At 68.7% G+C, this 12,736-nt stretch carries 12 protein-coding genes and 1 pseudogene; 9 read left to right on the top strand and 4 right to left on the bottom strand.

Features of this window, described 5'->3' with window-relative positions:
* From SZ60_RS17530 to SZ60_RS12670, 3 genes and pseudogenes are all read left to right on the top strand, one after another.
* Positions 1-220 (top strand): annotated as a pseudogene (locus SZ60_RS17530) (sugar ABC transporter permease); the annotation flags it as partial.
* A gap of 89 nt (positions 221-309) precedes the next feature.
* Positions 310-1,143 carry a carbohydrate ABC transporter permease gene (locus SZ60_RS12675; protein WP_043596471.1) on the top strand — a complete coding sequence of 278 codons (834 nt, stop codon included), beginning with the start codon at positions 310-312 and terminating at the stop codon, positions 1,141-1,143.
* A 146-nt stretch (positions 1,144-1,289) separates the two neighbouring features.
* Positions 1,290-2,618, top strand: a complete 1,329-nt coding sequence (locus SZ60_RS12670; protein ID WP_043596458.1) for an ABC transporter substrate-binding protein — start codon at positions 1,290-1,292, stop codon at positions 2,616-2,618.
* Positions 2,619-2,690: 72 nt separating this feature from the next.
* Here the strand turns inward: SZ60_RS12670 and SZ60_RS12665 are convergent, their stop codons facing one another.
* On the bottom strand, positions 2,691-3,188 hold the full coding sequence (locus SZ60_RS12665; RefSeq protein ID WP_197073564.1) for a GNAT family N-acetyltransferase: 498 nt from the start codon (positions 3,186-3,188) through the stop codon (positions 2,691-2,693).
* A 56-nt stretch (positions 3,189-3,244) separates the two neighbouring features.
* Positions 3,245-3,907 (bottom strand): TetR/AcrR family transcriptional regulator, encoded by a 663-nt coding sequence (locus SZ60_RS12660; RefSeq protein WP_052505389.1) that lies wholly within the window; start codon positions 3,905-3,907, stop codon positions 3,245-3,247.
* A gap of 91 nt (positions 3,908-3,998) precedes the next feature.
* On the opposite strand from SZ60_RS12660, the gene SZ60_RS12655 reads away from it, so the two are divergent.
* Positions 3,999-4,688 carry a GNAT family N-acetyltransferase gene (locus SZ60_RS12655; protein WP_052505388.1) on the top strand — a complete coding sequence of 230 codons (690 nt, stop codon included), beginning with the start codon at positions 3,999-4,001 and terminating at the stop codon, positions 4,686-4,688.
* A 233-nt stretch (positions 4,689-4,921) separates the two neighbouring features.
* Here the strand turns inward: SZ60_RS12655 and SZ60_RS12650 are convergent, their stop codons facing one another.
* Complete coding sequence (locus SZ60_RS12650; RefSeq protein ID WP_043596457.1) at positions 4,922-5,215, bottom strand: hypothetical protein; 294 nt, start codon at positions 5,213-5,215, stop codon at positions 4,922-4,924.
* 907 nt (positions 5,216-6,122) lie between these two features.
* Here SZ60_RS12650 and SZ60_RS17290 point away from each other — a divergent pair.
* The 4 genes from SZ60_RS17290 to SZ60_RS12635 all read left to right on the top strand — a co-directional run bounded on the left by SZ60_RS17290 (position 6,123) and on the right by SZ60_RS12635 (position 11,036).
* A complete protein-coding gene (locus SZ60_RS17290) occupies positions 6,123-6,725 on the top strand; it encodes a DUF5819 family protein (RefSeq protein WP_156155604.1) in 603 nt (200 codons plus the stop codon).
* Between the two features lie 89 nt (positions 6,726-6,814).
* A complete protein-coding gene (locus SZ60_RS12645) occupies positions 6,815-7,675 on the top strand; it encodes an HTTM domain-containing protein (protein WP_197073563.1) in 861 nt (286 codons plus the stop codon).
* Entirely contained in the window at positions 7,626-8,510 is an 885-nt protein-coding gene (locus SZ60_RS16620) for a serine hydrolase (protein ID WP_156155602.1), read from the top strand. Before SZ60_RS12645 ends, SZ60_RS16620 begins: the two co-directional genes overlap by 50 nt.
* Positions 8,511-8,825: 315 nt before the next feature.
* Positions 8,826-11,036 (top strand): NADP-dependent isocitrate dehydrogenase, encoded by a 2,211-nt coding sequence (locus SZ60_RS12635; RefSeq protein ID WP_043596454.1) that lies wholly within the window; start codon positions 8,826-8,828, stop codon positions 11,034-11,036.
* Positions 11,037-11,231: 195 nt separating this feature from the next.
* Here the strand turns inward: SZ60_RS12635 and SZ60_RS12630 are convergent, their stop codons facing one another.
* The gene (locus tag SZ60_RS12630; protein WP_043596453.1) at positions 11,232-12,233 is read right to left on the bottom strand and encodes a LysR family transcriptional regulator ArgP; all 1,002 of its coding nucleotides are present in this window, start codon (positions 12,231-12,233) and stop codon (positions 11,232-11,234) included.
* Between the two features lie 68 nt (positions 12,234-12,301).
* Between SZ60_RS12630 and SZ60_RS16970 the strand changes: the two genes are divergently transcribed.
* Positions 12,302-12,736, top strand: a 435-nt coding sequence (locus tag SZ60_RS16970) for a LysE/ArgO family amino acid transporter (RefSeq protein ID WP_197073562.1), incomplete at its 3' end; no start/stop codon positions are given.

Here is a 12,736-nt window from a genome sequence, read left to right as displayed (position 1 = left end):
CTCGGTCATCGGCACCCTGCAGCTGTTGACCGAACCGCTGGTCTTCCGCCAGTTCACGTCGACCATCTCGTCGACCTTCACGCCGAACATGCTCGTCTACTCGACGTCCTCGGTGCCCAACTTCAACCTCGCGGCGGCCTTCAGCGTCGTCCTCGCGGTCGCCACGTTCATCCTCTCGATCGGGTTCCTCCGGTTGACCCAGCGGAAGGCCGACCAGTGACCGTCGACGCCCCCATCCGTCCCGCCCAGTCGTTCGACGACGCGACGACCCCTGCTCGTCGACGCGGCGGGGGCCCCCGCGAGAGCGTGATGTCGCGAACGGCCGCCATGGTCATCATGGGCGCCTTCACGCTGTACTTCCTCGTGCCGATCTTCTGGCTGCTGGTGTCGTCGACCAAGACGCTCGACAACTTCAACTCGAGCGCCGCCCTGTGGTTCTCGCCGACGTCGGCGCAGGACTTCGTCGGCAACGTCGGCCGGCTGTTCACGTACAACGACGGCATCTTCCCGCGGTGGATGCTCAACAGCATCGTCTACGCGACGGTCGCCGGCGCGCTCGGCACGATCCTGTCGGCGATGTGCGGCTACGCCCTGGCCAAGTACCGCTTCTGGGGTCGTGAGGCGCTGTTCAACATCTTCCTGGGTGGCGTGCTCGTGCCGGCGACGGCCCTGGCTCTGCCGCTGTTCCTGATCTTCAGCAAGGTCGAACTGACGGACACCTTCTGGGCGGTCTTCCTGCCCAGCATCGTGAGCCCGTTCGGCGTGTACCTCAGCCGCATCTACGCGGCGTCGAGCGTCCCCGACGAGATCGTCGAGGCCGCCCGCATCGACGGCTCGAGCGAACTGCGCACGTTCTTCACCGTGGCGATCCGGCTGATGTCGCCCGCCCTCGTGACGGTGTTCCTGTTCCAGTTCGTGGCGATCTGGAACAACTTCTTCCTGCCGCTCGTGATGCTGCGGTCCCAGGAGCTCTTCCCGGTGACCCTCGGCCTCTACACCTGGAACTCCAACGTGAGCCAGTACCCCGAACTGCGCACCCTGGTGCTCGTCGGCGCGCTGGTCTCGATCGTCCCCCTGCTCGTCGCCTTCCTCAGCCTGCAGCGCTTCTGGCGCAGCGGCCTGGGGTCCGGCGGCCTCAAGTAGCCGAACCCGCGGCCCCAGCCGTTCCGTTCCGCCGCTCCCGTCCTGATCCACCGACCCGCACCTCCTCGACCTCCTCTCCGCAAGGCAACGACGTCGTTCCCTCCCGTGGCCGGCCCCTCCGGCTCCGCACCCCGATTGGACACCAGATGAAGACATCCCGAGTACTCACGATCGCGGCGGCCGCCGTGGTCTCGACCATGGCCCTCGCCGGTTGCAGCTCCGGCAGCGGCGCGGACGGCGCCTCCGGCGACTCCGCCTCGTGCGAGGCGTCCTCCGGCAAGGTCACGCTGAACTTCACGACCTGGGTGCCGAACATGGACAAGGTCGTCGCCCTCTGGAACGAGGAGAACCCCGACATCCAGGTCAAGGTCTCGATCGTGCCGAACGGCAACAGCGGCACCTACCAGAACTTCTTCAACCAGCTGCAGGCCGGCAACGCCCCCGACATCGGTCAGGTCGAGTACGACACCCTGCCCGCCTTCCGCGTGCAGGACGGCCTGGCGAACATCGCCTCGTGCGACGGCGTCTCCGCCGCGAAGGCCGACTACTCCGACGGCCTCTGGAACCAGGTCACCTTCGGCGAGGACGACTCCGTCTACGCGATCCCGCAGGACTCCGGCCCCATGGCTCTGTACTACCGCAAGGACCTCTTCGAGCAGGCCGGCCTCGACGTCCCCACCACGTGGGAGCAGTACGCCGAGGACGCCGTGAAGATCAAAGAACTGGGCGGCAGCATCACCAACTTCGCCAAGGGCGACGTGAACCAGTTCGCCGGTCTGGTCTCGCAGGCCGGTGGCCAGTGGTTCGACACCGCGGACGGCACCTGGAAGGTCGACATGGGCGACGAGGCCTCGACCAAGGTCGCCGACTACTGGCAGGACCTCATCTCGAAGGACCTCGTCACGACCCTGCCGAGCTTCACCGACGAGTGGAACAACGCGTACAACACCGATCAGGACTGGACCTGGGTCTCGGCCGTCTGGGGTGCCAACACCATCTCGAGCGGCGCCCCCGACACGTCGGGCAAGTGGGCCGTCGCGCCCATGCCGCAGTGGAAGGACGGCGAGTCCGCGTCGGCCGCCTGGGGCGGATCGTCGAACGTCGTCTTCAAGGGCAGCGAGCACCCCGCCGAGGCGTCGAAGTTCCTCGTGTGGCTGAACACCTCGACCGAGTCGCTCGAGGCGCTGAACAAGGAGGCCAACCTCTACCCGGCCTCCACGACCGGTGCCGACCTGCCGGCCCTGACCTCGGGCGTCGAGTTCTACGGCGACCAGGCCATCTACGAGGACTTCGCGAAGGCCGCCGAGAACATTCAGCCCTTCACGTGGGGCCCGACGATGACGCAGACCTACAGCGACATCTCGGACGGCTTCGGGGCGGCCGCCTCGGGTGACGGCACCCTCCTCGACGCCTTGAAATCGGGCCAGGAGAAGACCGTGGCCGCGATGAAGGCCCAGTCGATCACCGTCGAGTAGCGATGATCCGAGGAGGCGCGGCGTCGGTGATCCCGGCACCGCGCCTCCTCTGCGTCCGGACGGGGGCGCTCGTCACGCGGTGCCCCCCGCGGTCTCGTCCACCAGGGTGCGCCCGAGCGACACCGTGCCCTCGTCGTCCGCGTAGTGGCCGTAGGGCGCGATCGGCCGGTAGCCCGCCGACTCGTAGAGGCGGATCGCGGTGTCGTGGGCCACGTTGGTCTCGATCACCATCTCGGTGACGCCGGCGTGTGCGGCCGACCGTTCGAGCCAGTGCAGCACGAGCCGGGACAGGCCGTGCCCGCGTCGGTCGGGCCGCACGTACATCCGCTTCAGCTCGGCCCGTCCGTCGGGCAGCAGGCGCCAGGCTCCGAGGGCCACGGGCTCGCCGGCCTCGTAGGCCACGGCGAACGTACCCCTCGGCAGCTCGAACTCGGAGCGGTCGATCGGGCTGTCGTCGCGCCCGCCGTAGATCTCGACGTACAGCTCTTGCAGTCCCTCGACGAGCTGCTGCACGTCGGGGTGGTCGTAGGGGCGGGGTTCGATGCTCGTCGCGGGCGCCGGAGTGGTCACCGGACCATCTTCGCCGATGGCCGGACGTCGGGCGCGGCCCGGCGCGGCTCGGTGCGTCAGCCCGCGTCGCGCCCGGTCACCCGGTCGAGACCGGACGACGAGGCGCGGCGCGCGTCCCCGAGGTCGCACCCCAGGGCCACGAGCACGCGGGCGACCAGCTCGACCGTCCACGCGGGGGTGACGAGTTCGGGTGTCGACCACCAGGTGTGCAGCCCGCCGAGGAGGCTGCCGCCGACCAGGGACAGCGCCAGGTCGACGTCCAGCTCGGCGAAGGAGCCCGCCGCCTGCCCGGCCTGCACGAGAGCCCGTGCCTGCGGCACCAGCGCGGCCTCGGCGTCGAGCAGGCGCAGCCCGTTGCGTGCGACGACCACGGCCACGGCCGGGTCGCTCACGGCGAGCCCGAGCACCACGTGCATCGCGATCGCCGCCGTCGTCACGGGGGAGTCGTCCGCCTGTGCGAGTGCTGCCATCCGCTCGGTCTGCGCGTTCAGCACGCTCTGCACGGCCTCGTCGAAGAGCTCGTCCTTGCCCGCGAAGTGGTTGTAGAAGGTGCCGAGGCCGACGTCCGCCAGCTGCGTGATCTCGGCGACGGGGACGGCGGCGTAGTCGGCCCGTCGGAGCAGGGCGACGCCGGCCTCGACCAGCTTGCGACGCGTCTCGCGCGTTCGGCGGGACGTCCTCGAGGGGTCGACCCGCGCCTCCTCGTCGTCCGGTTTCACAGGGGCCTCTCACGTGTCTGGCGGGATGTCTGGCTACATTCTGTCACGACTGACGAATTCATCAGATTTGACGAATCATTCGAGGAGCATCGTGCCCGACGTGACCATCACCGCCGCCCGCCCGGACCAGCTGGACGCGGCCGCCGCCGTGCTCGCCGAGGGGTTCCGCGACGATCCCGTGATGTTCGGGTTCGTCCCGCGCGGGCGGCGGCGCCACGCACGGCTGGTCGACCTCTTCGCGGCGATGATGCGCTCCATCCCGGCGGGCCGTCGCACGGTCGACGTGGCCGTCGTCGACGGCGACGGGGGCATCGCGGGCGCGGCCGTCTGGGAGGCGCCGCGCCCCCGACCGTCGTCGCCGCTGCGCCTGCCGGTGTCGTCCGCGGAGCTCGGGCAGCTGCCGCGGTACCTGCGGGCGCTCGGGCTCGGCGGGCTCGTGCCGGCTGTCCGGCACCAAGCGACCCTGGCGGCGCCCCGCCCGCGGCTGCCCCACTGGTACCTCGGCGAGATCGCGGTCGGCGACGCGGCCCGAGGGCTCGGCGTCGGCACCTCGCTGATCGAACACCGCCTCGCGACCGTCGACGAGCGCGGTGAGGCCGCCTACCTCGAGTCGTCCACCGAGCGGAACCGGGCGCTCTACCGGCGCATGGGCTTCGTCGAGCTGGGGCCGATCCGCGGGCTGCCGGGTGTGACGCCCGCCGCGATGTGGCGCCCGGCGACGAGCTCGCGTGGCTCGACCTCCGACCGGTCGGGCTCGGTGACGGCTCCGACGTCGTCCTGATCGCCGTGGCTCGCGTCGCACTCGACGCGGCCCTCGCCTCCGGCTCTCGCCTCCCGCCCGGGAGGCGCGGGTCACGCCCGTTCGGACCTCGCGTGCGACCCCGGGATGCTGGTCGAGGCCGTGCGCTGCGTCGTCGCCTTTGTCGTCACCTGTGCCTGAGTCGTTGGTCGAGATGTCACGACATGCCGCTCGGCTTCAGACGGGAGCGGCATGTCGTGACATCTCGGCGGGCCTCACGAGACGTCGCGCCGCAGCTGGCGCCACCAGCCGAGCCCGAGTGGCAGCACCACCCAGAGCAGCAGCGAAGTGAGGGCCTGCCCGGCGCCGGGGATGTCGCCGGGGCCGTCCGCCCAGCCCGGGTGTGGTTGGGCGAGCCAGGCCGCGAAGGCGAGCGTCGAGATCCACGGGGCCGCGGTCGGGACGAGGAGCGCAGCCGCGATGTCGAAGGTGAGCGGCAGCAGCATGGTGACGACGATGGCCAGGGGTGTGTTCAGCAGCAGCGGGTCGGCATCGTGGTCACTCCTCATCCTGCTCGGTGCAGAGGTGTGCTCGGGGTGGCAGCCGTCCGTCGTCGGCCGGGTTGCAGTGGCAGTGCGAGCGGCCTGCCCGCGCGTGGAGCCCTGTGAAGCCCCGTGCCGACGGGTCACGCCGGGTGTCGATCCGCGCTTCTCTGTTCTGAGCGCGCCGGGACGGTGCGACGCGCCTCGCCGCACTCGTTCGGAGCCCAAACCCGGAGGCGCGGGTGGGTCACCCCAGCGATCGCGCCCGTGGGAGCGGATCGCCGACACGACTACACGCGGCGACGAATCGGGTGCCAGCTACTTTCCGGACGAGTTGTCGCCCTGTAAGAAGTTGGCCGGCCCCGCGCTTCGAGAGTCGGAAGTCGTCTACTGGCCGCGGCGTGGAGGCTCGATGAAGAACCGTCGGCGAAGCCTGTATCGCCGGATTTGACAAGTCGGCCTTGTGTCAGATTAGAATTTCAGCCAGTACTCATACGTAGGATTATGAGTGTCTGATAAACAACGGATGAGGGGAAGTCAAAGATGAATGTTCGTTGCGCTCTTGGAGTCGCGCTGCCGACCGCGGTCGTCATTGGTGCGATTCTCGTAGCAGGACCGGCTCAGGCATCAACGCAGGAGTACGTAGAGTCCAGTGCGATGGCTCGAGTGGTTGCCGATGATGGGGGTGTTTCTGCCTCGTCCCGCGACGCGGAGCCGCGCCGAATTGTCGGGGTCGCAAAGGCACTCGCCTCCGGATTTAAAGCCGCCAATGCCCCGAAAGCCGTGGCCGACGCTGCTTGCCTCGCTAGCATTCTGGGTTCTGCCGCGGAGGCACCGCTCGGGTCGCACGCAGTCGAGGCCGCTTACTTCGACCGTTGACGAGTCGTGGTGGACCCACCCGACGTGGTGGGTCCACCACGATCTGAGGAGGATCATGAAGAGGACCTTCCTGGCCTCGGCCGGTCTTGGTGTGGTTGCCGTGTTCGGCGCCTGCGCCGTTGTTCTGGCCGGTCCGGTTACGCCCATCACTTTCGACGTCGGTTCAGCCGCGTCAATTCTCAACCCGCACTTGTCGCAGAACTGGCAGTTGTTCGCTCCCGATCCGATCAGCGATGAGCGAGGCGTCGTTGCGCGCTTTCGATGCGGGCCCAGCAGCTCACCTTGGATCGACATCACCTCGACGGCGATCGCCGAGACGCAATCCTCGAGGTTTTTCCCTCCGCGCGAGAGCCGCATAGTCAGCAATGCACTAGTGGAGCGCTTCGCGCAGGACGACGTCACGAAACGCTTAGAAGACAGGGGAAGAGACGACCTGCTGCCCAAGGTGGATGCGTCCGCCTCCCGAGCCGAACGAGTGCTCGGCCGGTACGCGGTTCGGTTGGGCTCCTGTCCTTCCGACGAAAACGGTGAATCTGTCTCACCCTCGGCCGTGCAGTTGCGCTACGTGACTCGCGCGCTCCCGCCGTGGTCTGAACGGGGACACGAATCCGCGCGAGGAGAACCCGAGGTTTTCGAATCTGACTGGATACCGTTGTGAGGGCAGCAGTCCGGCGGCTCGTTGCCACGATCGTCGAGTGGATGGTTGACGCGCCGCGAGCCGTAGCGGCGCTTAGCATGCTGCGAGCTGTGATCGGGTTCGTCTCCGTCGTGCTCTACCTGCGGCATTATTCGAAGCGCTGGCTCTTCTATGGCCCTGACGGTGTCTACGGGCTCGACGGCATCCGGGGCTACGCGGCAGAGAGCGGAACGTGGAGTCTCTACGCGGTTTCAGGGTCTCCGGCGTTTTTCGAGATCGTGTTCCATGTTGGGCTCGTCGTAGCAGGACTAGTCACGTTAGGCGTGGGGGGCCGTCTAGTTTTGGCCGTCCACTACGCAATGCTGTGGTCGCTCTACATGGCAAATCCGGCCTTCATGGACGGTGGCGATGCACTCGTTTGTACCGGTGCCATATTCCTTCTACTGACAAGGTGCTACTCGGCGTTCACGATTGTAAAGCCTCGACCGAAATTCAAGAATTCGCTCCTTGTTAGTGCGTTAAACAATACTGGGCTGCTTCTCCTAGCCACACAGGTGGCCGTTGTCTACTTAATGGCCGGTCTATACAAAGTTCAGGGCGAACTATGGCAGGACGGCACAGCCCTGTACTACATCCTTAATGTGCCCGAGTTCTTCCTTCCTGGGGTCACACCTCATCTTGTGCATCACGACTGGCTCATGGTGCTGGGCGCCTACGCGACAGTTCTGGCGTCTATATTTTTCCCGGTGCTCGTACTGTTCCGCGCTGGGCGACCCGTGGCGGTGATGACAATGCTCACGTTTCACCTGGCCATCGCGCTTCTCATGGGCTTGACGTCCTTCGCACTAGTTATGGCGGCGTACGACCTGCTTTTTGTCAGCAGTCACGTGGAGGACATGCGACGGAGAGTCCGAGTTCTAAGTGCCCGTCTGGCGACAAAAGTACGTATGCGACATCTGGTCGAGGTCTGAGATGAAAGACGCACTCAAGACGCCCGGGCATTGGCGGGCAAGCATCCGCGACCGCGGGACCTGGCGTGCGATCCGCACCGCTGAGGGGCCGTACGCCGGGGCCTCGTTTGTCGAGTGGGGCAGCATCACCAAGGGGATCGTCGGCACGACTGCCTGTCGCACCCTCGACACGACCACTCCCGTGGCGGACGTGCTGCCGGCCCTACCGGACAAAGACATGACTGTCGGTGATCTCGTGCATCACACCTCGGGGCTTCCGCGGCTGCCCGGAAAAATGACGGGAGTCCTTTTCCGCGACCCTTACCGGGCGAGCCCCGGTCGCCCGCTCGACGTCACCGAGGTGGTCCCCGTGGCCCCTCGTGGTCGCTACCTCTACTCGAACCTCGGGTACGCCCTGCTCGGTGTCGTGTTGGACCGAGTCCACGGTGACTGGCTCGACGCCGCGCGGGTGCACGTGTTGGAACCGGCCAACATCGAGTCGGTCACTCTCGCGCCCGATCCTGCAGACCGGGTACTTCCGACCCGGCTGTTCGGTCGCGCCATCAGACCCTGGAGCCTGTCGTCATCGCCGTACGCTGCCGCCGGCGGAGTGTGGTCCACTTTCGACGACCTGTGCCGATATGCCGACTGGTGTCTCGCTGACGGTCTGCGATCGGATCGGCTCGTGGGCTGGCGGAGCGCCGAGGCGACCGTGTGGATCAACGGCGAGGTCAAGGCGTCCGGAGCTGCCATCGTCCGGGCAGGGGGGAAGACCGCGGTCGTCCACGCACTGGCACACAAACCCCACGCTGCCGACAGCATCGCCACGGCCATCATCGAACGCGAGCTGCGCTGATCGATGCCCGGGGGGTGCCGCGTCACAGTCCGAGTGGCATCGAGGTGCGTGCCCTGCGCTCGACGGGCGCGACGCCCGGCTGCCGGGCCGACCCGCGCCTCCTGCCCTGCGGGCCCGTCGAGATGTCACGACTTGCCGTTCATGTTCAGAGGTGAGCGGCAAGTCGTGACATCTCGACGACTCGTCCCCAGGGTGCGGCCTGCGGGAGCCGTCCAGACGGGGCATGTATCTTCACGTCGAGAGACTTCTGCGCGGTAGCGTAGAGGCAGCACCACCGAGCACACGCATGCCCGACAACGAGGGAGCACCTGCCGCATGGCGAAGATCATCTACACGCTGACCGACGAGGCGCCGATGCTGGCGACCTACTCGTTCCTGCCCATCATCCAGGCCTATGCCAAGACCGCGGGAGTCGACGTCGAGACCCGCGACATCTCGCTGGCGGCCCGCATCATCAGCCAGTTCCCCGAGCGCCTCACCGACGAGCAGCGCCAGGGCGACGCCCTGGCCGAGCTGGGAGCCCTGGCGAAGACGCCCGAGGCCAACATCATCAAGCTGCCGAACATCTCGGCCTCGATGCCGCAGCTCAAGGCCGCGGTGGCAGAACTCCGGTCGCAGGGCTACGACCTCCCCGACTACCCCGACTCGCCGTCGACCGATGCCGAGCGCGACGTCAAGGCCCGCTACGACAAGGTCAAGGGCAGCGCGGTCAACCCCGTGCTGCGCGAGGGCAACAGCGACCGCCGCGCCCCCCTGTCGGTCAAGAACTACGCCCGCAAGCACCCGCACCGCATGGGCGCCTGGACGGCCGACTCGAAGACGAACGTCGCGACCATGGGCGTCGACGACTTCCGTTCGAACGAGAAGACCGTCGTCATCCCGGCCGACGACACCCTGCGCATCGAGTTCGTCGGCACCGACGGCGAGACCCGCGTGCTGCGCGAGTCGATCCCCGTGCTGGCCGGCGAGGTCGTCGACGGCACCGTGCTGCACGTCGCCGCGCTGCACGAGTTCCTCGCCGCCCAGATCGCCCGGGCCGAGGCCGAGGGCGTCCTGTTCTCGGTGCACCTCAAGGCCACGATGATGAAGATCAGCGACCCGATCCTCTTCGGTCACGTGATCCGCGCGTTCTTCCCGCGAGTGTTCGAGCAGTACGGTGCCGACCTGGAGGCTGCCGGGCTCGACCCCGCGAACGGCCTCAACGGCATCCTGCAGGGCCTCGCGGCGCTGCCGAACGGCGACGAGATCAAGGCTGCGTTCGACCGTGGCATCGCCGACGGGCCCGACCTGGCCATGGTCGACTCCGACAAGGGCGTCACGAACCTGCACGTGCCGAGCGACGTCATCGTCGACGCGTCGATGCCCGCCATGATCCGTACCTCGGGTCACATGTGGGGCCCCGACGGCGGCGAGCACGACACCCTCGCGGTCATCCCCGACTCGAGCTACGCCGGCATCTACCAGGCCGTGCTCGACGACTGCCGCGCGAACGGCGCCTTCGACCCCGCCACCATGGGCTCGGTGCCGAACGTCGGCCTCATGGCCCAGGCCGCCGAAGAGTACGGCTCGCACGACAAGACCTTCGAGGTGCCCGGCGACGGCACCGTCCGCGTCGTAAACCAGGCGGGCGAGACGCTGATCGAGCACGAGGTCGCCACGGGCGACATCTGGCGCGCCTGCCAGACGAAGGACGTCCCGATCCGCGACTGGGTCAAGCTCGCGGTCACCCGTGCGCGCGCCAGCCAGACGCCCGCCGTGTTCTGGCTCGACGAGACCCGTGCCCACGACGCCACCCTGATCGGCCTCGTCCGCACCTACCTCGCCGAGCACGACACCGAGGGCCTGCAGATCGAGATCCTCTCGCCCGTCGACGCGATGGCGTTCTCGCTCGAGCGCATCCGCCGCGGCGACGACACCATCTCGGTCACCGGCAACGTGCTGCGCGACTACCTGACCGACCTGTTCCCCATCATGGAGCTCGGCACCTCGGCCAAGATGCTCTCGGTCGTGCCGCTGATCAACGGCGGCGGCCTGTTCGAGACGGGTGCCGGCGGCTCGGCTCCGAAGCACGTCTCGCAACTCGTCGAGCAGGACTACCTGCGCTGGGACAGCCTGGGCGAGTTCCTCGCCCTCGCCGTCAGCTTCGAGCACCTCGCGACGTCGACCGACAACGCGCGGGCACAGATCCTCGCCGACACGCTCGACCGCGCCACGGGCACCTTCCTCGACGAGAACAAGTCGCCCGGCCGCAAGCTCGGCTCGATCGACAACCGCGGCAGCCACTTCTACCTGGCCAAGTACTGGGCCGACGAGCTCGCCGCCCAGACCGACGACGCCGAACTGGCCGCTGCCTTCGCCGGGCTGGCCGCCGCCCTCGGCGGGTCCGAAGAGGCGATCGTCGCCGAGCTGATCGCACCCCAGGGCACGGCCGTCGACATCGGGGGCTACTACCACCCCGACGCCGCCAAGACCGAGGCCGTGATGCGTCCGTCGCACACGCTGAACGAGGCGCTCGCGACGCTGTAGGGCGCGAAGCTCTCGAGAGCAGGAGGCGCGGTGCCGGTCGGCACCGCGCCTCCTGTCGTCCGTCGGGTTCGGGCCGGCGTTGGGCCCGGGTGTCGCCGTCGGGACCGAGTGGGCAGAAGATGCTCTTCGTGGGCCGCCGAGCAGCATCTTCTGCCCACTCGGTACTCCGTGCGGGGTGGGAGGAGCGAGCAGGCGTCAGGGGTGCAGGGCGTGTCGGGCGGTGGCGCGGACGGCGTCGGTGACGGCGTCGAGGAGGGGTGAGGCGAGGGTCCAGCGCTGCCAGAAGAGCGGCACGTCGACCGGGTCGGCGGCGGCCAGCTCGACCAGGCGCCCGGCGTCGAGTTCGGGGCCGGCCTGGGCCTCGGGCAGCATGCCCCAGCCGAGGCCGAGCACGACGGCCCGGGCGAAGTCCGCCGACGCGGGCACGTGGTGCCGGGGAGCGAGCGGCTCACGGCCCGTGAGGCGTCGCACGAAGTCGTGCTGCAGGTCGTCCGTGCGGTCGAAGACCACCATCGGGGCGCGGTCGAGCTTCCCGTGGTCGGAGGCGTCCGGTGTGCTGCCCGCACCCGACGTGACGCCCGCGCTCGTCGCGCCCGTGCGCCCGAGACCGTCCGGCCCGCCGCCCAGCCACCGCTCGACGAACCCGGGGCTCGCGACGGCTCGGTACCGCATGACGCCGAGCGGCTCCGAGCTGCAGCCCTGCACGGGCTCCCGGGTCGCGGTGACGGCGGCGAGCACGTCCCCCGAGCGCAGCAGCTCGGCCGTGTGCTGCTGGTCGGCTCGGCGCAGGTCGAACACCACCGGCACGGTCGGCGGGACGGCGGCCAGCGCGTCGAGGAACCAGGTCGCCGTCGAGTCGGCGTTGACGGCGATCGGCAGGGTCGTGGGAACGGGATCATGGGATGGGTGGTCGGCTCCGTCGCCCCCGTCGAACCCGCCACCGCCGAGCCGGGCCGACGCGTCCGAGGTGAGCAGGTCGACCTGGCGGGCGTGACGCAGCAACACGTCACCGGCGTCGGTCGTGGTGACCGGCGTGGTGCGTCGCAACAGCACCTGCCCGGCCGCACGCTCGAGCTGCTTGATGCGCTGCGACACGGCGGACTGCGTCACGTGCAGGCGTCGCGCGGCCGCCTCGAAGGTGCCTTCGTCGACGATCGTGCGCAGGGTGTCCAGCTGGTCGAGTGCGAAACGGGCCATGAGCAGAGCTTATGCACCATCGCGAACATGAGTTGGCGCGATGCTCGGGGCGGCCCTAGCGTGGCGGCATGACCTTCGCGACCGTGCTTCCCGCCGTCCTGTTCGGCTTCGGCACGAGCCTCGCCCTGATCGTCGCGATCGGTGCCCAGAACGCCTACGTGCTCCGCGTCGGGCTCCAGGCCGTGACCCGTGTCGTGGTGCCGGTCGTCGTGGTCTGCGCCGTGAGCGACGCCGTGCTGATCAGCGCCGGGGTGGCCGGGGTCGGGGCGCTCGTCGAGGCGGCACCGCAGGCGGTGGTCGTCGTCCAGCTCGTCGGGGCCGGGTTCCTGCTGGTCTACGGCGCCTTCGCCGCGAAGCGGGCGATCCGCCCGGTCGGAGCGCTGACGGTCGACGTCACGCCGGAGTCGGCTCGAGTCGGCGTCACCGCAGGAGGCGCGGTGCCGGCCGACGGCGCCCCACCCGTCGCGCAGGGCCCCCGCCCCTCGGCCGCGCGCGCCGTCACG

Origin of the sequence: Frigoribacterium sp. MEB024, assembly GCF_000878135.1 — a bacterium.
In the GTDB taxonomy this organism is placed as follows: domain Bacteria; phylum Actinomycetota; class Actinomycetes; order Actinomycetales; family Microbacteriaceae; genus Frigoribacterium.
Note: the sequence above shows the minus strand (reverse complement) of the source record. Positions and strands in the feature narration are given on the sequence as shown.